Raw genomic sequence first — 21,503 nt, 5'->3', positions numbered from 1 at the left:
TCACCGTTTTTCCTTCTCATGCCTCCCCCTCTTCCCCTCTTCCCCTCTTCCCCACCCGCTGTCTTTCCTCCTCACCCGCCCCTCCTCCCCCGCTCTCCTTCCTCCTCCCCTGCTTTCCTTCCTCCTCACCTCTTCTTTTTCAAAGTGGTGAAAAACGGTGTTTATCCCCTCGATATCGCACGTGAGGTGGCTAAAAATCACCACTTGGAAACTTGCGAGGGGTACAAAGCGAGAATTGACCGGGGGCTGGGCAACCGTCGGAACCCTAACTCGTTCCAGATTCTCCCGGTAACCTGTGGCGGTACCCGCATCAACAGCGACAGGAGTTCCTATGCCCTCGAAGCCCAGCAATCCCCTGGTCGGCGCTATCGTGACGGTTGCCGGGATTGGAACGTCGATCCTCGCGAAGAAGGCGCTCGAGGCCGGCTGGCATCGCGCTTTCGACGAGGAAGTTCCTGACTCGAAGTTCGAGAAGCAGGCAAAGAAAGACCTCAAGGCTCGCCAGAAGCAGGCAAAGAAGGATGGCGCCTCGAAGGCCGAGATCAAGGCCATGACGAGCGAGTACGACGACGTCGATGCTTGGAAGGTCGCCCTTTTCACGATCCTGTCCGGCGTTGTCATCTCGGGTCTGCAGCAGGTGGCGAAGAAGGGCGCACAGTCGGGGGCGGAGCGTCTCGTGGCGCGTCGCCCGCGCGCGAACCGCGGCTAAATAGCGACTACTCAAATGGAAGCCCGGCCTCATGGGGGCCGGGCTTTTGCCATCTTCACTCCCCAGCTGCTTCCTTGCCCTCCTGATTCGTCGCTGCTTGCCTGATTCGTCGCCGGTCCTGGCCTGATTCCTCGCTGCTTCCAGCGCTCACCTCCATTTTTGACTCTCGGCACCTGTTGCCTCAGCCTCTGCCTCTTTTCTTCGCCTCTGCCTTTTCCGTTCCCGCCACTCGCGCACAGATCCAAAGTGGTGAAAAACAGCCACTTGAAGCCAAAAAAGAGGGCAGTTGACGCCGTTTTTCACCACTTTCAAAAAGAACGCGAGGCATACAGTGCCAGCGCGGAGTCAAAAACACAGGGCCAGGATGCACCCAAAGCAAAAACGCAGGGCAAGCGGGCACCCAAGGCAAAAACGCGGGGCCAGTAGGAACCTAGGTCAAACCGCGGGACCAGGATGCACTCGAATTAAAAGTGAGCGGCCCCGCGATGCGGGGCCGCCACATGAATTCAGCGTCGACTACTTTTCAGGCGCGAGGTATTCGAGGGATTCGTCGAGCAGCTGCACGGTGAGGCGCTGCGTCTCGTTGCCAACGGTGATATCGACGAAAAGGTTGTCACCCGGCTTCTTCGAGGTCGTGACCTGGATGGGGTCGACGCCCTCGCCGCCAATCTTGATGGTTTCGCCGGCGGGCACGTTGATGCTCGCGCCGCCGTTAGCACCCTCGACGAAGGCGAGGCTGACGGTGAAATCCTCGGTCGATTGATTCACGATTGCGCCGGTGACCTGTACGCCGTTCGCCCCTTTGACAGCGAGGAGATTGCGGACGCCGACGGGCTTCGAGGCACCTTCGGGCGTGAAGTTGAGGAGGGCGCCCTCTGCCGGCTGGTAGAAGTGGTGGGTTTGCGTCGGGTTGAAATAGGCACAACCGCTGAGGCTGAAGGCGGCGATGCCCATGAGCGCGGCAGCGCGGGAGAGGGGACGAAGTTTCACTCTGACTCCTGCGATTTTGAGGTCACGTAGTTGTCGATGACGTAATGGTTTGCGTCGCGAAGCGGGACTTCCCGGCCGGGACTAAGAGCCCACCCGGAGGGGGAACCGCCGCGCTAGCAGCACCCTCACAGACTACCCCACACTCGGGCGTCACCGCCCAATGATGTGGCGGCGAAATATAGCACACACGTGGATGTTAGAATGGATGCTGGACGAAAGGGACCTGAACTCATGAATTTTAATGTCGGCGAAACAGTCGTCTACCCGCACCACGGTGCGGCGCTCATCGAAGAAGTCAACGAGCGCACCATCAAGGGCAAGGTCAAGAAGTACCTGAAGCTCAAGGTTGCGCAGGGTGATCTCACCATTGAGGTGCCCGCGGAGAATGTTGACATGGTGGGCGTGCGCGATGTCGTCGACCAAAAGGGCCTCGAAGAGGTTTTCGAGGTGCTTCGCCAGCCTTATGTTGAGGAGCCCACGAACTGGTCGCGCCGTTATAAGGCGAATGTGGAGAAGCTTGCCTCGGGTGACATCAAGAAGGTTGCCGAGGTCGTTCGTGACCTGTGGCGCCGCGATCAGGACCGCGGTTTGAGCGCGGGTGAGAAGCGAATGCTCTCGAAGGCTCGCCAGATTCTCACCTCCGAGCTTGCGCTTGCAGAGGATTGCTCGCCTGAGCGAGCCGAGGAAATTCTCGACGAGGTTCTCGCGTCCTGATGAAACATGTCGCGGTTGTGTGCGGCGCCGGGGTGGCGACCTCCTCGGTGATCCGCAAGCGCATCGAGGCGCATTACGACGTTCGCAAGATTGACGTGAACGTTACGCAGGCAACCGTGATGGATTTGCTGTCGCCGCAGTTTTCCGCCGATGCGATTGTCACGACGGTCACGATTCCCACGTCAATTGGGATCCCTCAGTTGAGTGGGATGCCGCTTCTACTCGGCACAGATTCGAGAGTGACATTCGAGGCGCTCGACCAATTGCTCGGCTTCACCTCGCGCCGCGAGGATCCGCAGGCCTAGCTCCGTGCCGCGCGGGCCGGTGGCCGCGCGCTTTTCAGCGCTCTCCCCGCTTCTTGAACCCCGAACTGCACCGCGAGGCCGGGCGGTTCCGGTGGGTTCAAGTGCGCGCCTTGGCAAAGGCTTCGCGGTCCGACGGCTGCTCCGCCGTCATCGTGTCGCGTTCGGTAAACACTCGCCGCCCTCAACAATCAGCAATCAGCCGGCTCAGTGGCAGGTCGTCGCCTCGACCGCCGAACGCACAATGTCGTCGAGGTCCTTCGAGCTCTTCCAGCCAAGTGCCTTCTCGATGCGCTCGGTCGAACACACGAGTCGGGCCGGGTCGCCAGCGCGGCGCGGGGCAATCTCGGGCGTGATCTCGATGCCCTTGGCGCGGCCGATAGCGTCAATTACTTCGAGAACGCTCGAGCCCTTTCCGGTGCCGACGTTGAATACGCGGTATTCGCGCTCGTCGTTTTCGAGGTAGCCGAGGGCGGCGACGTGCGCGTCGGCGAGATCCTCGACGTGGACGTAGTCGCGGATGCAGGTGCCGTCGGGGGTGTCGTAATCGTTACCAAAAACCTTCGGGTTCTTCCCGCATTCGAGGGTGTCGAGCACGATCGGCACGAGGTTCATGACGAGACTGTCAGCGAGCTCTGGGGAACCGGCGCCGGCTACGTTGAAGTAGCGCAGGGCGACGGTGCGCATGCCGTGAGCGCGCTCGGCGTCGGCAAGCATCCATTCGCCCACGTACTTGGTCGCGCCGTAGGGGTTGATGGGTCGGCACTCGAGTTCCTCATCGACGAGGTCAACATCGGGCGTGCCGTACACGGCCGCGGAGGAGCTAAAAACGAAGTCGCGGACGCCTGCACGCGCCGCTGCTTCGAGCACGTTGGCGAGGCCGCCGATGTTGTCGTGCCAGTACATTTCGGGCTTTTCGACGGATTCGCCCACCTGCTTGTGGGCAGCGAAATGGATCACGGCCTTCACCCCGCGCTCGCGCATCTCGCGCTCGAGAACCTCAACGGCGCCATCGGCGGTGACGTCCTGCTCAATGAGCGGAGCATCGCCGATGCGGTTGCGAAAGCCAGTCGAGAGATCATCGACAACGGCGACGGACTCGCCGCGCTCGAGAAGAAGCTGCACAACGTGTGCGCCAATGTAACCTGCACCACCAATAACCAAAGTTGTCATGGCCTCAGTCTAAACGCCCCACCCTCTGGAACCTCCCCGGAATCTCCACGCAAATCACACGCCGCAACCACGAAATAGATATTTCGCGCCGTAAACTGACGGGCATGACCGTGCCAGAATCGTCCGAACCCACACTGCCCAAGCGCAGCGCGGGTCGACATCGATACGTGAGGCCCACCAAGGCCGATTCGATCGCACAAAAAAACGCCCGGGAACGCCATGAGGCGGCGCAGCGGGAGCATGGTTTCGACCTCTCCCGCAGGCAAGCTTCTCAATTCCCGAAGCCCGGCAGCACGAGGGCTGAGGCAGCCGTCGGAACCGCCACCGAAACGGAGAAGCCTGGGACTGTTGCCCGCCTCGCCGAGGGCGCGGCCGTGACTCCACTTCCCGAGGGCGTGATGCGCACCGAGCCGCTTCCGAACGTGCGCCCACGCGGCCACGAGGGCGCTGCTGCGCGCGACGATGACGATTCGATTCCCACGGGCGCACCCACGAGCATCGGCATTGGCCGTCGAACGAGTCTTGAGGAAGGCTCGCTCGCGCGAGCGTCGGTGTGGACGACAAGCGGCAGCGTGTTCCCCGGATTCGGCCTCATTCCCACAATGTGGCGCAAGCTCGGTATCGCGCTCATGGTGCTCGCCGTGCTCATCGTGGGGGCCGGCGCCGCGCTCCTTGCGTTTGGTGATCCAGCCACCCTCGTGTTCCACTACGGCACGCGCCGCCCCGTTGTGATCGCCGCACTCATCGCCGTGATCGTGGGCACTCTCGCGTGGGTCTCGACGATTTTCTTCACGAACCAGCTACACAACGTGCGCGAGAAGCTGCGCGGGCCCGCCCGCACTGCGTCGCGGTCCCTCGCCTACATGCTTGCACTCGTCGTAGCAATTCCGGGTGTGTACACCGCCCATAGCCTCTACGCCACCCAAGCGCTGCTTGGTAACTCGAAGGTTTTTGCGGGCTCGGACAAACACAAGCTCGCCCCCGGCGTCGATCCGTGGGCGAACCGCGAACGCGTCAACATCATGCTGCTCGGCCAGGATGCCGGTCCCGACCGCACGGGCACTCGCCCCGACACCATCATGGTCGCCTCGATCGACACGAAGACGGGCCGCACGGCGCTCTTCTCGATCCCTCGCAACCTTCAGTACGTGCGCTTCCCGAAGGGTTCGGCTCCTGCGGAAGAGTTCCCGGACGGCTTCACGTATTTCGGCAAGGACCAGAACCTCATTAACGCGGTCTGGTCGTGGGCCGAGGGCGTGCGGCCCGATCTATTCCCGGGCGACAACAACCCGGGTCTGACTGCGACCACAATGGCCGTCGAGGAAACGCTTGGCCTCAAGGTCGACTACTACGCGATGGTGAACCTCCAGGGCTTCGCCGACCTCGTCGATGCGATCGGCGGCGTCGATATCGAAGTGGAGCGTGACATCCCGATCGGCGGCGGCGCGTCGAAGGTCGAGGGTTACGTCAAGAAGGGCTGGCAGCACCTCGATGGCTTCCACGCCCTGTGGTACGCCCGCTCGCGCCACGGCTCGAGCGACTTCGACCGCAACTGCCGCCAGCAGCGCATCGTGCGTACCGTCGCGGAAGAAGCGAACGTGTCCTCGCTCGCGCTCAATATCCCGAAGCTGATCGGTGCGACCGAACGCAATATCGAGACGGACATCCCGCGCAGCCAGGTCGAGGCGTTTGCGGACCTTGCGCAGCGCATCCAAAAGGGTGGCTTCAAGTCGTACCCGATCAACCCGACCGTGACGCATTCGGGCAACCCCGACTACCCGTACATCAAGAAGTGGGTGCAGGCGTCGATTGCCGATTCGATGGTCGGCTACGGCGAGGTGCCCGTGAGCGGCAAGCCCTCAAGCGGCGCCGCGGGTGGCACGCCCTCGGGTGCTGGTGCTCGCAATTCGGCGCCGCAGCGGATCCGGATCGTTCTTCCGCTTGAGCCGACCACCGATGGCGACTCGAACGACGGTGACTCGACAGACTCGGGCGAGACCAAGACCCCGACGGTCAATCAGGACCCGCTCGCACCGTGCATGCCGGGCAACGAAGACCCGATGGGCTAACCCCTCACCGCGAATAGCGCCCTGGTGCGGCTCGCTTAGGCGAGCTGCAGCAGGGCGTTTTCGATAACTTCGGGCATGGCGGGGTGAATCCAGTACTGCTTGGTCGCGACGTCGCGCGCGTTCAGGCCGAAGCTCATCGCCTGGATAGGCACTTGAATGAGCGTCGCAGCCTCGGGGCCGATGATGTGCGCACCGAGGATCCTCCCGGTCTCAGCCTCGGCGACGATCTTCACGAAGTCACCCGGTGCCTCGAGCTCCATCGCCCACCCGTAGGCGACGTCGGCAAATTCCTGGCGTGCCACCCGGATCTCCCGCCCGGTCGTTTCTGCCCACTCGCGCGCCTCGCGCTCGGTCATGCCCACCTGCGCAATGTGCGGGTCGGTAAAGACAGCGGCGGGGATCGGCATGTCGTCGCTTCGGCGCAAATCGTGCGGGTGGAGGATGTTGTGGCGCGCAACCTTCAGCTCGTAGTTCGCGACGTGCTTGAGTTGCGCCGGCGAACTGAGGTCGCCGATCGAGTAGACCCCGTCGAGCACCTGGCCGCTCGGGTCGAGGGCTCGCTGGTAGGCATCGACCATGACACGGCCGCCATCATCGACGCCGATGCCCCCGGCCGCGGCTTCCAGGAGGTCACTGTTGGGCGTGCGGCCGGTCGCCACGAGAATGTCGGCGACGGTGAGGGTTCGGGCCACCTCGCCTGTGGGGTCCGACGGTTCCAGGTCAATCTCGACCCCGTTTGCTGTGCGCCGCACCCGAGTGGTCGAGGCATTGAGGTGCACGTGATAACGCGCGGAAGCGACCTCGGTGATGCGGTGCGCGATGTCCTCATCGAAGGCGCGAAGAAGAGTTCCGGAACGAGCGATGAGGTGCACGTCCACGCCGAAAGCGTCGAGAATGTGCGCAAACTCGAGGGCGATCACGCCCGAGCCGAGGATCGCGATTGACTCGGGAAGCTCCTCAAGCCGCATGATCGTGTCGCTCGTGAGCGGTTTCGCCTCTTTGAGCCCGGGAATACCGGGAATCGCGGGACGCGAGCCGGCGGCAAGAAGGACAGTATCGGCGGTAATGTCGCGCGTTCCGCCGTCGGTCTCGACCGCGAGGCGTTTAGGGCCCGTAAACCGCGCCGTACCGCGAATGAGCGTGAGGTTAGCGTTGTCCGGGTGGGAGGCGCGGTACTCCTCACCCCCGTGGGAGATCGGGTCAATCCGGTTGAAAATCCGCTCGCGCACCGCCGGGAATCCGACGCCGCCCAGCCTCGAGTCGACCCCGAACTTCTCCGCGTGCTCCTCTTTCGCGTTTTCAGCGACGGTGGCCGTGTGGACGAACATCTTCGTGGGAATGCACCCGACGTTGAGGCAGGTCCCGCCGAAGATGTGCGCGGGTCCCACGCCACGATCGATATAGACGATGGATTTGTCGGCGAATTCGGGGCCCGGGAAGGAGTTGCCTGAACCGGAGCCGATGAGGGCGATATCGAAATGTTCTGGGGCGCTCATGGTCTCAAGGATACGGGCCGCCCGCCGCGAGCTTCGAGACCGTGAAACAATGTCCACCATGCGCGAAATTCTCGACACTATGCCAGAAGCCAGCGAGCGAATGCTGCTGCTCACGGCCCCTATCGAGAATGAACTCGTGATCACGAAATCCCGATTCCTCGCCTACCTCGCGCCCGTCGAAACCGTCGAGGAAGCCGACCATCTGATCCGCGAACGCCGCGCGCTCCACCCGAACGCGCGTCACCACTGCACGGCCCTCACGCTCGGCACACCGGTACACCTACAGCGCTCCAACGACGACGGCGAGCCAAGCTCCACGGCCGGGATGCCCATGGCGCAGGCCCTTAGAGGGCGGCACATGACGAACATCCTCGCCGTTGTCACGCGCTATTTCGGCGGGATCAAGCTCGGCGCAGGCGGCCTCGTACGTGCCTACGGCAGCGCCGTGACCGACGCCCTCGATGCCGCAAGCGCAAAGAAGCTCGTGCGCGAGCGCGTCGTTCGCCAGGTCACGGACCTGAGCGTCGGCTACGACCTCGCGGGGACATTCGAGGCATCGATCCGCGCATGGGCAGACAGCGCCGAAGGCGTGAGCATCGGCGGAGCCGATTACACCGCGCACGGGCTCACCCTGCGCCTCATCCACCGCGTGGACGCTGCTCCTGACCTGGAGCGGGCTACGGCGGAACTATCGAGCGGCGCTGTGAACGCGGCAACCGTCGGATATACCTACGCCGATGTGCCCGCCGGATTTTAACCCCCGCGAAACACCGCGAGTGTGCGAAAAGTCCCGCAGAGGCCTATAGTGCTTGGAGGCCGCGGAACCGCGCGCCTAACGCTGACAATGGAGTCTTGATGAAAAAGATCCTGAATTCACTGCTGACGAAGATCGTCATCGCGATTGTGCTTGGCATTCTCGTGGGGCTTGTTGCGCCGGACTGGCTGTCGCGGGGGACGGCAACGTTTTCGAAGCTTTTCGGCAACTTCCTGAGCTTCATCATTCCGCTCATCATCATCGGCCTGATTACGCCCGCCATTTCCGAATTCGGTAAAGGCGCTGGCAAGTGGCTCGGGGTGACTGCTGCGCTCGCGTACGCCTCGACGCTCGTCGCTGGCACCTACGCAATCGCCGCCGGCTACCTCACCTTCCCCACGCTCCTCGGGGAGAGCACGAAACTCGGCGGGGTAAGCGAGCCAGAAACGAGCTTCGAGCCATTCTTCGAGATCGCCATGGATCCCATCTTTGGCGTGATGACGGCACTCATTACGAGCTTCGTGATCGGCCTTGGCATCGTGGCTGTGCGCGCCGCCACCATTCACGAGGGTTTCCTCGAGCTGCGCAAGATCGTGAACACCACGATTTCGAAGATCATCGTGCCGCTTCTGCCGCTCTACATTTTCGCCATTTTCGAAAACATGACGGCGAAGAAAGAAGTGTGGGACATCATCATGAAGATGCTCCCGATCGTGGTGCTCGCCTTCGTGCTCACGGCGATCATGCTCGTTCTTCAATTCACTGCGGCCGGTGTTGCCAAGGGCAGGAACCCGTTGGTCATGCTCGGCAAGATGCTTCCCGCCTACGCCACCGCGCTTGGCACAAGCTCGAGTGCCGCGACGATTCCCGTGACGACTCGCTGCGCTGAGGATGCCGGCGTGTCGAAGCCCGTAGCCAACTTCGTGATTCCGCTGTGCGCCACGATCCACCTCGCCGGCTCGACCGTGAAGATCACCCTGTTCGCCTTCGCGATCCTGTGGACCACCCACGGCGACTACAGTTTCGCGAGCCTACTCGGCTTCGTGGCAATGCTCGGCGTGTCGATGATCGCTGCTCCCGGCGTGCCCGGCGGCGCGATCGTGACGGCTTCGGCGCTTCTCGCGGAGCAGCTCGCGTTCAATGAATCGCAGGTGGGCCTCATGGTGGCCCTCTACGTGGCGCTCGACTCGTTCGGCACCGCCACGAACGTCACGGGCGACGGTGCGATCGCGGCGATCGTGGATCGCCTCTCGGGCGGCAAGGTCAGCGACGATGACGACGAGGAAGTCGCCACCGCCGAGAACGCTGCTTCGCCGACCACTGCTGAGGGACCTGCTGCGGCCTAAGCGCTGCACACTGCATCACCGCTGAACATAGCAGCATCGCTGCACCGCACAGCACCACTGCAGTGAGCAATTGGAAAGGCGTGGCTTCGGCCGCGCCTTTCCTTCGCCTCGGGCCCACCCCAGATTCCCGTAGCTAGCCCCATTGCCGTCGCTCTCCATAAAGAAACTGGCCTCCACACCCCCACCCAAGCCAGCAACCCCGCACTTTCTTCACCATCCGCGACGGAAAAGCTTCAGATCGCGACGCGAGACACCGGCACAGCCTTAGATCGCGACGGCTCAGCCTTGGACCGCGGCGCAGCCCCCACCCGCAACACCTCAGCCGGCGCGCCCGAAGCCACGTCTCCTAGGTCGCAGCGCTCAGCCGATAGGTCGCAGCGCTCAGCCGAGGGCAGCCCTCACCGTGCGGGCCTTCGTGAATGTTTCCTCGATCTCGGCGCCGGCATCGCTCAGGCGCGTGATCGCACCGCCAACGCCGAAGCGAGCGCCGGCCTCATCGAGCACCGCCGTGCGGATCACAATGCTGAGCGATGCCGCCCCGTTCGGCGAGATCCACCCGATCGCGCCGGAGTAGACGCCACGCGGCCCTCCCTCCAAGTCGCGAAGAAGCTGCACCGTGCGAAGTTTCGGCGCACCTGTCATCGAGCCGCCGGGGAAGGCCGCCTCGATGGCGTCGAGGGCGGTGCGGCCGGGCGCGAGCCTGCCGGTAATGGTGGAGATCATCTGGTGCACCGTTGGGAAGGACTCCACCTGGTAGATGTGCGGCACCTTCACGCTGCCAGCCTCGCACACGCGCGAGAGGTCGTGCCGCACGAGGTCGACGATCATGAGGTTTTCGGCTCGGTCTTTGCGGCTTGCGGCGAGCTCGGCGCGCAGTCTCGCATCCTCCTCCGGATCTGCGGAGCGCGGTGCCGTTCCCTTGATCGGGCGCGATTCAACCTCACCTGCGGCGCTCACCTCGAGAAACCTCTCGGGCGACGCGCTCGCGACGCTCCACTTTCCACACTGAAGAAACGCTCCGTAGGGAACGCGCGCCACGCGGCGCAGCTGCGCGTACACGTCGAGGGGGTCGTACTTCCCCGGCACCTGCGCCTCGTTCGTGAGGCACAGCTCGTAGCTTTCGCCTTCGTTAATGAGTTCCTGGCAGCGGTCAATCAATTTCGCGTATTCCGCCACGGTGTGCCGGTAGGTGGACGCGGGTGAGGGTCCGACGCCAGCTTCCGCCTCACCGCCCTGATCTTCCCCGTGCGCTTCTCCCGCCCCCGTGAGCACGCTGACCAGATTCCGAGTCGTTTCAACGATCCACGAATGCTGTTCCCCCATCGTTCCGGGATGATCCGCATCGGCGTCGAGCTCCGCGAGCGCCACGGCCCTCGCCGTGCCGCGATCATGGTCGATCACGAGTGCGCGCGTGAGAAACACCAGGTGAGCATCGGGTTCCATGTCCTCGCGAGACTCTCGCTCGAGCCCGAGGGTTTCGGCACCGAGCCCGTAGCCGAGGTAGCCCACGTATCCGAGGGCGAAGCCGCCAAGGGCCTGCGACGCGCGCCGCCCCTCTTCATCGAGCCGCACCGCGTTCAGCCTCATCCGCATCGCGCTGAAGAACCCGTCCTTTGCGGGAACGCCCTCGACGCGTTCGTCCTCCGGAACTCGATACTCGAAAAGGTGCGCCCCTGGGCCATCGCACGCGCCCATGATCGAGAAGCGCGAACGGTGATCCTCGCTTGCCGAGTCGAGCCACACCGCCCGTTCGTGCGCTGAAAAAAGGTTGCGGTAAAGCGCTTCAGCCTCTGTGAAAACATTCGTCAACGTCACCTCGCTGCCGAGCAGCAACGTGTGGGTCGCGGGCGCTGAATCGGGTGCGGAGGCGAGCGTCGGCGCTGAAAACTCTGGGCCGACGCTCGCCGCGCCAACGTCGGAGCCCACCGCCGAGGGCCGGGCCGAGCCCGCCCCTGCACTGTTTTCACACTGCGCGGTCGTGGGGCGAGGACATGGTGCGGCCCCGCCGCCGACGGCGAGAAAGGCGCGCATGAGGTCGAATCCGCCTTCGGTGCGAATCGACTCAGGGTGGAATTGCACGCCCCACGCGTTGCGCCCGCGCAAGCGTGCTGCTTGGATGACGCCGTCGGCGGTAGTACCAAGAACTTCCAGTTCAGGCGGGCAATCGTCGATCGCGAGAGAGTGGTAGCGCACGACCCGCAGCACTTTCGGCAGGCGCGCGAACACCGGATCGTTTGCCACTGTGTCGGCGAAATGCACCTCATCCTCGAGACCGTGCATGGGGGTGGGCGCACGGTCCACGCGCCCGCCGTGGGCGACGGCCATGAGCTGCAGGCCAAGGCAAATACCGAGCACGGGGATGCCCCGTTCGAGTGCTTCTCGATAAACGTCCGGGGAGCAACCGAGGTCACCGGGGTTGTGCGGTGTTCCGGGGCCCGGGCCGATGATCACGTGGCTAATGCCATCGAGGCTCGGGCGTGGCCCGCTCGCGAGCACCACCTGCGGCATCTCGCCCGAGGCTTCGGCGACGAGGTGCGCGATGTTGAACGTGAACGAGTCGTGGTTGTCGATGATCAGCACGCTCATGCGGCAAGCTCCCCGATCGGTTCGGCGCGCTCCCACAGCGCGGCCTGGAAGTCCCGCGCAGCGGGAGCGAAGGGGCCGCGGGGAGGGGCGTAGGTGTCGGCAATGTGCGGGGCGGGCAGGTCCGTGAGTCCGACGGTTGCCTCGCGCACCCCGTGCAGAGAACTGAGCAGCCATACGGCGTCGGCCTCGAGAAGGCGCTGCTTGGTGAGGGGCGCCGCGAGGGTTTCGTGGCCGCGCTCGCACGCGATCTTCACGATCAGGCGTTCGGTGACGCTCGGCAGGCGGTCGGTATCGATGCTCGTGACGAGCACGCCGTTCGTCCACAGGACGACGCTCCCGTATGCGGTTTCGCTGTAGTGGATTTGAGGGGCGAGGGGGTGCGAGGTGCCGTCGGGCTTTCCGGCGCTGCTCACCTCCGCTGAGCGTGTGCGCAGAAGGGCGTCGCTCGCGCCGTTGTTCACGGCCCACGCGCGCACCCGTTCCTGCCAGGCGAAATCGGGGCCCTTGAGGCGCGGGTGGGTGCGCTCATCGCTGCCGGGATAGGCGATCAGGTGCGCGTTGGTCTCCAGGCGCTCCTCCGCGATGGAACGCGGATCAAAGGTGTAGCTGAGCTCGCCGCCAACATGCTCGAGGGTGAGTTTTGGGAAGAACAGGTCTGACTCTCCCCCGAGTGCGTGCGCGGCTTGTTCGTAGAGCGCCGTGACGGCGTCGTCGATCGCGCCCGGGGCCACCTCGGCGCCCCATAACTCGTGCGCCGACTCGCACATACGCTCCCGGTGTGCGCTCGGGGCTACCGCGCGGCCGTCTCGCACGAGGAAGGAATCAACGAGTGGCACGGCAGGGCTCCTTCACAGTGATCGCGCGGGCAGGTGGGCGGGGCGTTGCAGGCGACATTGTTGCTGGCTGCAGTGATAAAGGTACACCGGCTTGAGCTTGCGCAGCGAGGGGCAAGAAGAACTACAGCAGCCCAGGCCCGGTTGCTCTTTATGAAGAAACCAGCCAACCCAAGCAGCGGCAGGGCCGGGATGAGACAGATTCTTCATAAACAGAGACAGGAAGAGCGGGGCGCGGACGACGGCTCAAAACGGGCGACCACGACCTGGCGGGCACAGAAAACGGGCGGCCCGGTCATGATGACCAAGCCGCCCGTTCACATGTCGAGTGGGCCCTGCGGGGATCGAACCCGCGACCCGCGGATTAAAAGTCCGATGCTCTGCCAACTGAGCTAAAGGCCCCTGTTACTCGAACTACAACAGCATAGCGGGCCCGCGCCCCGCCTCCAAGTTCGCGGGGCGCACCTCACGCATGCGCACGGCGAGAAACAGGTCAAAAATGTGAGCCCTGACCAGGCGGTGTCAAGAATGTGTCAGGAAAAATCGGCGCCGCGTCAAGAACGCGTCAGTTTTCATTCGGGCCTGGGCGACCTCGACGTTCGATAGCAGTGCCGCTCAACCGAGCGACTTCGCACACCGGGTACCCCGGTTGCGGATCCGCCACGCCGGAGGGTTTCCGGCAGCACCATTCAGGAGCCATACCGTGCTCGACATTGTGTTTGTCGTATTGACGACCGTGTTCTTCGGAGGATGCCTGGGCCTCGCATCGGCGGTGAGCCTGCTGTGACCATCCTCGATATCGCCTGGCTGCTCATCTGCGCAGCCGCAATCGTGTACGTGACCTATGCACTCATTCGACCGGAAAGGTTCGGGTAGTCATGGCGTTCGTTCAAATCCTCGTTCTCATCGCGGCACTCGTCGCGGTGCATCGACCGCTCGGCGCGTACATGGCGCGCACCTTTACCTCTGAGCGCCACCTGTGGCCGGAGCGGCTCGTGTACCGCTTCGCGGGGATCCGAACAGACCGCGAGCACTCGTGGCGAATTTACCTTCGCAACATTCTCGCCGTCTCCCTCCTGAGTGTGCTCGGCCTCTACATCCTGCAGCGTGTTCAGCAGTGGCTGCCCATGGCACACGGCCTCGGCCCTGTCGAAGAGACGCAGGCGTGGAACACGGCAACCTCGTTCGTGACCAACACGAACTGGCAGTCGTACGGCGGTGAAACGACGATGTCCCATCTCACGCAGATGTTGGGCATGTCGTTCCAGAACTTCATTTCGGCCGCCGTCGGAATCTGCGTGGCTATCGTGATCATTCGCGGTATTGCCCGCCATGACACGGATAAGCTCGGCAACTTCTGGGTTGACCTCGTGCGCTGTAACTTCCGCATCCTTCTGCCGATCGCGTTCATCGGCGCGATCCTCCTGATCGCCGGCGGCGCCATCCAGAACTTCAACGCGGCCCAGCACGTGCACACTCTCACCGGTGGAACACAGATCATTCCCGGCGGGCCCGTCGCGAGCCAGGAAGCGATCAAGGAGCTCGGCACGAACGGTGGCGGTTTCTTCAACGCGAACTCCGCGCACCCGTTCGAGAATCCGAACGGTCTCACGAACCTCATCGAGATCTTCCTGATCCTGCTTATCCCGTTCGCCCTCCCCCGCACCTACGGAATCATGGTGGGCGACAAGCGTCAGGGCTGGGCTGTTCTCGGCGCGATGGCTGTTCTCGCGATCGGTTCGCTGGCCGCCACGACCGCCCTCCAGCTTCACTTCGCGGGCGATCACCTCGCCGCGATGGAAGGCAAGGAGGCGCGCTTCGGGATCGTCGGTTCGAGCTTGTTTGCGACCGCGACGACGCTCACCTCAACGGGCGCCGTGGACTCGATGCATTCGTCTTACGAACCGATCTCCGGCAGTTTGTTGATCTTCAACATGCTTCTCGGTGAAATTGCGCCGGGCGGCGTCGGTTCCGGCCTGTACGGCATGCTCGTCATCGCGATCATGAGCGTGTTCATCAGCGGGCTCATGGTGGGCCGCACGCCCGTCTACATGGGCAAACGTATCGGCCCGACCGAGGTCAAGCTTCTGAGCCTGTACATCCTCGTCGTGCCCGTGCTCGTGCTCGTGGGCTCGGCGGTCGCCATCGCCCTGCCGTCGACGGCGGCGTCGCTCGCCAACGGCGGCCCCCACGGCTTCAGCGAGGTGCTGTACGCGTTCACGTCGGCGTCCAACAACAACGGTTCCGCCTTCGCGGGCCTCAATGCGAACACGCCGTTCTTCAACGTGGCGCTCGGCCTCGCCATGCTGCTTGGCCGCTTCCTGCCGATGCTGTTCGTGGTGGCGCTCGCGGGCAAGCTCGCCGCCAAGGAGGTTGTCGCGACTAACCGCGGCACCCTGCGCACTCACACACCTCTCTTTGCAGGCGTCATGGCCGGCATCGCGCTCATCGTGACCGGCTTGTCCTTCCTTCCGACGCTCGCTCTTGGACCACTTGCTGAAGGACTCATGAAATGACTCAGGTACAGGTGACCGACCGCGTTTCTTCGCAGCCTCACGAGGAGAAGACCGCGAATTCCGGATCAGGCTTCACGCCGCGCTCTCTTACCAAGGCGCTCCCGCAGGCGCTGCGCAAGTTGAACCCTGCGCACATGGTGCGCACGCCCGTCATGTTTATCGTCGAGATGGGCGCGCTCATCACGATCATCGTGGGCTTTTTCAAGCCGAGCGTGTTCGTGTTCTCGCTCGCGATCTGGCTGTTCCTCACGGTCGTGTTCGCGAACCTCGCCGAGGCTGTGGCCGAGGGTCGAGGTAAGGCGCAGGCCGATGCGCTCCGTTCCGCGAAGACAGCGGCCGTGGGCCGCGTGCGCCGCGAGGATGGAAGCATCGAGGAGGTGCCCGCTGCGGATCTTCGCCCCGGCGACATCGTCGTGGTGTGTGCCGGCGAGACGATCCCGGGCGATGGCGACGTCGTCAAGGGTGCCGCGACGGTCGATGAGTCTGCGATTACGGGCGAATCCGCTCCCGTGATCCGTGAAAGCGGCGGCGACCGTTCGGCGGTCACGGGCGGCACGCGCGTCCTTTCGGACGAGATCGAGGTGCGCATCACCTCGGAGCCGGGCAACACGTTCGTGGACCGCATGATCGACCTCGTCGAGGGCGCGCAGCGGCAGAAGACCCCGAACGAGATCGCCCTTTCGGCGTTCCTTTCGGTGCTCACGCTCATCTTCCTGTTCGTCGTCGCGACTCTCGTCCCCATGGCCAATTACGCGGGTGCGAAGCAGCCGATCGAGGTCCTCATTGCTCTGCTCGTGTGCCTGATCCCCACGACGATCGGCGCGCTCCTTTCGGCGATCGGTATCGCCGGCATGGATAGGCTCATGCGCCGCAACATCATGGCGACGTCGGGCCGCGCGGTCGAGGCCGCTGGCGACGTGACGACTCTGCTGTTGGACAAGACCGGCACGATCACGGTGGGTGATCGCCAGGCGAGCGCGTTCATTCCCGCGAGCGGCGTGAGCGATGACGAAATCGCGTACGGCGCGCTCCTGTCTTCACTTGCGGACGAGACCCCCGAGGGTCGCTCGATCGTGGAGTTCGCGACGACGACCATGGGCGTTGGCCCGATTCCCGAAAGCGAATATCGAAACGCTGAGTTCATTCCGTTCAGCGCGGAAACGCGCATGAGTGGCGTGCAGCGCACTCCCGAGCACTGCATCGTCAAGGGCGCGGCCTCCGAGATCCTCAAGTGGGTCGCTGCGAAGGGCGGGGCCGTCACGGAGGATGTCAATGAGGCCGTACGGGCGATTTCTTCCGACGGTGGCACCGCCCTCGTCGTCGCCGAAGAAAAGGCCGGCGAGCGCCGCGTTCTGGGGAGCCTGCACCTCAAGGACGTCATCAAAGAGGGGATGACGGAGCGGTTCGCGCACCTTCGCAAGATGGGCATCCGCACCGTCATGATCACCGGTGACAACGAGCTGACCGCTCGCGCGATCGCGAAGGAAGCCGGGGTTGATGACTATCTCGCGGGGGCGAAGCCCGAGGACAAGCTCGCGCTCATTCGCAGTGAGCAGCGCGGTGGGAACATGGTCGCGATGACGGGTGATGGCACGAACGATGCCCCTGCGCTTGCGCAGGCCGACGTCGGCGTGGCCATGAATACCGGCACGCAGGCCGCGAAGGAAGCCAGCAACATGGTGGACCTCGATTCGGATCCGACGAAGCTCATCGAGATTGTGGAGATCGGCAAGCAACTGCTCATTACGCGCGGTGCTCTCACGACCTTCTCGATTGCGAACGACGTGGCGAAGTACTTCGCGATCGTCCCCGCGATGTTCGTGAGTGTTTTCCCGGGTCTCGACGCGCTCAACGTCATGCGCCTGAGTTCACCCGAGTCGGCGATCCTTTCGGCCGTGATCTTCAACGCGCTCATCATCGTTGCGCTCATTCCTCTCGCACTCAAGGGCGTGAAGTATCGGCCGGGTTCTGCGAACCAGCTCCTCGGCCGCAACCTGCTCATCTATGGCCTTGGCGGATTCATCGTTCCGTTCATCGGGATCAAGCTCATCGACCTTGTCGTGAGCATCATTCCCGGGCTCTAACCATGAGGGCCGAGCCGCGAGGGCGCCGCTTCTCGTGACCTCTCCGGCTCGGCCCCACCACCACTGTCGTTTTTCTCTCGATTGGAAAACTCATGAACTCGACACTCTCGGGCCTCGTCTCCGCCGTGTGGCGCTCCACGCGCGTTCTTCTTGCCCTTCTCGTTGTGCTTGGCCTGTTTTATCCGGCGGCCGTGTGGGTCGCGGGCCGGGCGTTCGCTCACAATGCCGACGGTTCCATGATGAGCCTCGATGGCCGCACCGTTGGATCGTCCCTGATCGCTCAGGACACGTCGAAGGACCCCGCTCTGTTCCACCCCCGGATGTCGGCGGGCAACTACGACGGTTTGGCTTCGGGCGGCTCGAACTTGAGCCCCGTAGGTGAGGAGATCACCGCGCAGGTCGCTGAGCAGCGCGCCCTTATCGCCCGCGAGAACGGCGTGGATGAGGCCGTTGTCCCCGCGGATGCGGTGACCGCGAGCAGTTCCGGTCTCGATCCACACATCAGCCCGGAGTATGCTCGCATCCAGATCGAACGAGTGGCGAAGAACTCGGGGCTTTCGCGGTCAGCTGTTGCACAGCTCGTCAAGAAGCACACCCAGGGGCGAACCCTCGGCTTTGCAGGCGAAGAGGTCGTCAACGTCAATGACCTGAACCTCGACCTGCTTGCGGCGAAGGACTGACATGAACACGGTGCGCGGTGTACTCAAGGTGTATCTGGGGGCTGCCCCCGGCGTAGGTAAAACCTGCGCGATGCTCGAGGAGGCCCATGACCGCCTGAAGGGCGGGGAGGACGTCGTCGTGGGCGTCGTTGAAACCCACGGGCGTTCGGGGACCGCCGCGAGGCTTGAGGGGCTGCCGGTGATTCCGCCTCGGCGGGTGAGCTATCGCGGCTCGACGTATGACGAACTTGATGTTCCGGCGATTATCGAGCGTAAGCCCGACGTCGTTCTCGTGGACGAGCTCGCTCATACCGTGCACGGTGAGGATACGACGGCGAAGCGCTGGCAGGATGTTCACCGTTTGCTCGATGCAGGCATCAACGTCATCTCGACCGTGAACATTCAGCACCTTGAGTCCCTCAACGACGTGGTCACGAACATTACGGGCCACGTGCAAAACGAGACGATTCCCGATCCGGTCCTGCGCGAAGCGGAAGAGGTCGAGCTGATCGACTTGAGCCCCGATGCGCTGCGCGTGCGGCTGCGGCAGGGGCAGGTGTACGGGCCCGCCACCGTGGATGCGGCGCTCAGCAAGTTCTTCCGCAAGGGGAACCTCACGGCGCTTCGCGAGCTCGCGCTTTTGTGGCTCGCCGATCAGGTCGACGATGGTCTCGAGAAGTACCGCAGCGAGGAGGGCATCAAGGAGCCGTGGGCGGCGCGCGAGAGGATCCTCGTGGCCGTGGGCGGCGGCCCGAAGACTGCCGCGCTCATTCGACGTGGCCGCCGCATCGCCGGGCGCATCGCCGGGCGCGAGCTCCTCGTCGTTCACGTCCTCGCGGCGGATGGCCCACCGCGCATGTCGCCCGAGCAGATGAGCGAGGCGCGCTCCCTCACCGAATCTCTCGGCGGCTCATGGCACGTGCTTTCGGGCGATGATGTCCCGCGCACGCTCCTCGATTTCGCCTCGACCGTGAACGCGAGCCAACTCGTCGTGGGCGCGTCGCGTCAGGGCTTCGCGCAACGGCTGCTCATGAGGTCCACGAGCGCCGCGATCATCGACGGTGCCGGCGACATCGACGTGCACATCGTCGCCGTGGACCCGCCCGCCACGCACTGGTCGGCTCCCGCGCCGCCCACGAGCCTCTCCCCCGCGCGGCTCGCGACGGGCTGGGCACTCGCGACCGTCCTCACGATCGTCGTCACCCTCGCGAACCTCGCGCTCGGCGATCCCACGGCGCACCTGTCCACGGCGATTATGAGCTTCGTGCTCGCGTCCGTCGTCGTCGCCCTCGTGGGGGGCCTGTGGCCGGCCCTCGCGACCGCCATCGGCGGCGCGCTCTTGCTCAACTGGTTTTTCACCGCGCCCACGCACACGCTGTCCATCACGGAACCGAAGAACATCTTCCTGCTCATCGTGTTCGTGCTCGTCGCGGTCCTCGTCGCCCAGGTTGTCGATGGCGCTGTGCGTCGCCAGCGCGAGTCCCAGGAGGCCCGTCGGCACGCGCAGCTCATGACAGAGCTTGCCCGCTCCGTCATCCGCGACGGGATCGGCATTCAGGAGATCCTTGAACAGATCGCCACGACGTTCGGCCAGGATGGCGTCGCCCTCGCCACCGTCGAGGGCACGGCGCTCGTGCCCGAGTACAAAGTAGGCATCCCGATCGAATCGGTCACGCTCGCCGACGAAGCCTTTTCGCTCGACGACCAGCATGTTCTCGCCCTCGTTGGCCGTCCGCTCACGTCGAGCGAGCAGCAGCTCCTCGAGGCCTATTCGGGCCGGCTCGTGAGTCTCATGACGCAGGCGCAGCTCAACCGGGCCCGCACGCAAGCCCGGCAGCTCGAGGCCGCGAACTCCGTGCGCACAGCGCTTTTGACGGCCGTCTCGCACGACCTGCGCACCCCGCTCGCGACGATTAAAACGGCCGTCTCGGGTCTCCTCCTCGACGACGTTGACCTTCCCCGCGAAGCACAGGTGGAGCTTCTGCGCACGATCGAATCGTCCTCGGACAGGCTGGATCGGATCGTCGCGGACCTCCTGGACATGTCGCGCATCCACACGAATAAGCTCGAGGTTAAGGCAGTCACCGTCGGACCCGCCGAGCTGGTTGCCCAAACCCTCCACCACATGGACCCCTCCCTCGTGCCGCCTTCGCTCGAGGTGCGCGTTTCGCGCGAACTGCCGGCGATCACGACGGATGCGGCGCTCATGGAGCGCGTGCTCGAGAACCTCATCAGCAACGCCGCCAAACACACCGACTCGGGGGTCACGATCGACGCGACACAGGATGGCGAGCGTATCCTCATTCGCGTGATCGATTACGGACCCGGCCTCACCGAGGAGAGCAAGGCGCGCCTGTTCACGCCCTTCACGCGCTTCGGTGACACGACGAACAGCCACGGGCTTGGCCTCGGCGCCGCGGTCGCGCGCGGGCTCGCGGAAGGCGTGGGCGGCACGCTCACCGCCGACGACACTCCGGGAGGTGGGCTCACAATGGTGCTGTCACTGCCGCTCACGATCGCTCCAGCCACTGCCGACAGTGCGCCCACCCCCGCACACGAAACCACCGTTGGGAGCGCGTCATGATTCTCATCGTCGAGGACGATCCGGCACTGGCGAGGGCCATGACCGTGAACCTCACGGCCCGCAAATACCAGGTGCTCACGGCAACGACCGGGGAGCAGGCGCTCGTCATGGCCGCCGACAACCCGATCGAGGCCGTTCTCCTCGACCTCGGGCTACCCCACATGAGCGGTCTCGACGTGATCGACGGGATCCGCGGCTGGTCAGACGTCCCGATCATCGTCGTCACCGCTCGCCATGAGACTCAATCGAAGATCGAGGCGCTCGATCGCGGCGCCGATGACTACGTGACGAAGCCCTTCGCGCTCGGGGAGCTCCTTGCGCGTTTGCGCGCTAACCTCCGGCGGCGAACGTCGGGCTCCCCCTCCCCCGTCGTAACCACCGCCGACGGGCGCCTCACGATCGACCTCGCCGCGAAAACGGTGACCGTCAGCGGTACCCCCGCGCGCCTCACTCCGCACGAGTGGGGCATCGTGAGTTACCTCGTGAGCCACCCGAACCAGCTCGTGCGCAAAGACGAGCTGCTCACGAACGTGTGGGGCCCCGAGTACACGAACGAGGCCGGCTACGTGCGCGTGTACATGTCGCAGATCCGCCAGAAACTCGAGGAGGATTCCTCCGCCCCGCGTTACTTCCTCACCGAGCCGGGCCTCGGGCATCGGTTCGTGCTTGGGGACTAGCGGCAGCACAG

The 21,503-nt window shown here is 64.2% G+C and carries 18 protein-coding genes and 1 tRNA gene; 12 read left to right on the top strand and 7 right to left on the bottom strand.

Going from position 1 to position 21,503, the window contains the following annotated elements:
- Positions 1-204, bottom strand: coding sequence for a hypothetical protein (locus tag E6X30_RS07080; protein WP_147594859.1), 204 nt, complete (start codon positions 202-204; stop codon positions 1-3).
- A gap of 127 nt (positions 205-331) precedes the next feature.
- On the opposite strand from E6X30_RS07080, the gene E6X30_RS07075 reads away from it, so the two are divergent.
- Positions 332-709, top strand: coding sequence for a DUF4235 domain-containing protein (locus E6X30_RS07075; RefSeq protein WP_016663104.1), 378 nt, complete (start codon positions 332-334; stop codon positions 707-709).
- A 516-nt stretch (positions 710-1,225) separates the two neighbouring features.
- Here E6X30_RS07075 and E6X30_RS07070 read toward each other — a convergent pair.
- Entirely contained in the window at positions 1,226-1,699 is a 474-nt protein-coding gene (locus E6X30_RS07070; protein ID WP_016663105.1) for a hypothetical protein, read from the bottom strand.
- Between the two features lie 231 nt (positions 1,700-1,930).
- Between E6X30_RS07070 and E6X30_RS07065 the strand changes: the two genes are divergently transcribed.
- Both E6X30_RS07065 and E6X30_RS07060 read left to right on the top strand, forming a co-directional pair.
- Positions 1,931-2,413 carry a CarD family transcriptional regulator gene (locus E6X30_RS07065; RefSeq protein ID WP_016663106.1) on the top strand — a complete coding sequence of 161 codons (483 nt, stop codon included), beginning with the start codon at positions 1,931-1,933 and terminating at the stop codon, positions 2,411-2,413.
- A complete protein-coding gene (locus E6X30_RS07060) occupies positions 2,413-2,718 on the top strand; it encodes a PTS sugar transporter subunit IIB (RefSeq protein WP_016663107.1) in 306 nt (101 codons plus the stop codon). Before E6X30_RS07065 ends, E6X30_RS07060 begins: the two co-directional genes overlap by 1 nt.
- A 204-nt stretch (positions 2,719-2,922) precedes the next feature.
- Here E6X30_RS07060 and galE read toward each other — a convergent pair whose 3' ends face one another.
- Positions 2,923-3,888, bottom strand: coding sequence for a UDP-glucose 4-epimerase GalE (galE, locus tag E6X30_RS07055; RefSeq protein WP_016663109.1), 966 nt, complete (start codon positions 3,886-3,888; stop codon positions 2,923-2,925).
- Between the two features lie 104 nt (positions 3,889-3,992).
- Here galE and E6X30_RS07050 point away from each other — a divergent pair, with 104 nt between their 5' ends.
- Positions 3,993-5,957: an LCP family protein gene (locus E6X30_RS07050; protein ID WP_051120589.1), complete on the top strand. Its 1,965-nt coding sequence runs from the start codon at positions 3,993-3,995 to the stop codon at positions 5,955-5,957.
- Positions 5,958-5,992: 35 nt separating this feature from the next.
- Here E6X30_RS07050 and E6X30_RS07045 read toward each other — a convergent pair whose 3' ends face one another.
- Complete coding sequence (locus E6X30_RS07045; protein WP_016663111.1) at positions 5,993-7,453, bottom strand: mycothione reductase; 1,461 nt, start codon at positions 7,451-7,453, stop codon at positions 5,993-5,995.
- A 58-nt stretch (positions 7,454-7,511) separates the two neighbouring features.
- Between E6X30_RS07045 and E6X30_RS07040 the strand changes: the two genes are divergently transcribed.
- Together E6X30_RS07040 and E6X30_RS07035 are read left to right on the top strand one after the other, a co-directional pair.
- Positions 7,512-8,210: a YigZ family protein gene (locus tag E6X30_RS07040; protein ID WP_246816542.1), complete on the top strand. Its 699-nt coding sequence runs from the start codon at positions 7,512-7,514 to the stop codon at positions 8,208-8,210.
- A 98-nt stretch (positions 8,211-8,308) separates the two neighbouring features.
- Complete coding sequence (locus E6X30_RS07035; RefSeq protein WP_016663113.1) at positions 8,309-9,553, top strand: dicarboxylate/amino acid:cation symporter; 1,245 nt, start codon at positions 8,309-8,311, stop codon at positions 9,551-9,553.
- A 381-nt stretch (positions 9,554-9,934) separates the two neighbouring features.
- On the opposite strand, the gene pabB is transcribed toward E6X30_RS07035, so the two are convergent.
- From pabB to E6X30_RS07020, 3 genes are all read right to left on the bottom strand, one after another.
- The gene (pabB, locus tag E6X30_RS07030; RefSeq protein ID WP_016663114.1) at positions 9,935-12,139 is read right to left on the bottom strand and encodes an aminodeoxychorismate synthase component I; all 2,205 of its coding nucleotides are present in this window, start codon (positions 12,137-12,139) and stop codon (positions 9,935-9,937) included.
- Positions 12,136-12,975: an aminotransferase class IV gene (locus E6X30_RS07025; RefSeq protein ID WP_016663115.1), complete on the bottom strand. Its 840-nt coding sequence runs from the start codon at positions 12,973-12,975 to the stop codon at positions 12,136-12,138. Before E6X30_RS07025 ends, pabB begins: the two co-directional genes overlap by 4 nt.
- A 326-nt stretch (positions 12,976-13,301) precedes the next feature.
- Positions 13,302-13,374: transfer RNA gene (locus E6X30_RS07020), tRNA-Lys, on the bottom strand.
- Between the two features lie 381 nt (positions 13,375-13,755).
- Between E6X30_RS07020 and E6X30_RS07015 the strand changes: the two genes are divergently transcribed.
- The 6 genes from E6X30_RS07015 to E6X30_RS06990 all read left to right on the top strand — a co-directional run bounded on the left by E6X30_RS07015 (position 13,756) and on the right by E6X30_RS06990 (position 21,492).
- Positions 13,756-13,848 (top strand): potassium-transporting ATPase subunit F, encoded by a 93-nt coding sequence (locus E6X30_RS07015; RefSeq protein WP_161970209.1) that lies wholly within the window; start codon positions 13,756-13,758, stop codon positions 13,846-13,848.
- 2 nt (positions 13,849-13,850) lie between these two features.
- Positions 13,851-15,488, top strand: coding sequence for a potassium-transporting ATPase subunit KdpA (gene kdpA, locus E6X30_RS07010; RefSeq protein WP_016663116.1), 1,638 nt, complete (start codon positions 13,851-13,853; stop codon positions 15,486-15,488).
- Positions 15,485-17,572: a potassium-transporting ATPase subunit KdpB gene (gene kdpB / locus E6X30_RS07005; protein ID WP_316335961.1), complete on the top strand. Its 2,088-nt coding sequence runs from the start codon at positions 15,485-15,487 to the stop codon at positions 17,570-17,572. The genes kdpA and kdpB overlap by 4 nt, the downstream gene beginning before the upstream one ends.
- 92 nt (positions 17,573-17,664) lie before the next feature.
- Positions 17,665-18,252, top strand: coding sequence for a potassium-transporting ATPase subunit C (locus E6X30_RS07000; RefSeq protein ID WP_016663118.1), 588 nt, complete (start codon positions 17,665-17,667; stop codon positions 18,250-18,252).
- A 1-nt stretch (position 18,253) separates the two neighbouring features.
- Entirely contained in the window at positions 18,254-20,815 is a 2,562-nt protein-coding gene (locus tag E6X30_RS06995) for a DUF4118 domain-containing protein (RefSeq protein WP_316335960.1), read from the top strand.
- On the top strand, positions 20,812-21,492 hold the full coding sequence (locus E6X30_RS06990) for a response regulator transcription factor (RefSeq protein ID WP_316335959.1): 681 nt from the start codon (positions 20,812-20,814) through the stop codon (positions 21,490-21,492). Before E6X30_RS06995 ends, E6X30_RS06990 begins: the two co-directional genes overlap by 4 nt.
- Positions 21,493-21,503: the final 11 nt, after the last annotated feature.

The sequence above is a fragment of the Dermabacter sp. genome (genome assembly GCF_032550575.1).
Lineage (GTDB): Bacteria > Actinomycetota > Actinomycetes > Actinomycetales > Dermabacteraceae > Dermabacter > Dermabacter hominis.
The sequence above is the reverse complement of the archived record's forward strand: the minus strand, read 5'-3'. Positions and strand labels throughout refer to the sequence as shown.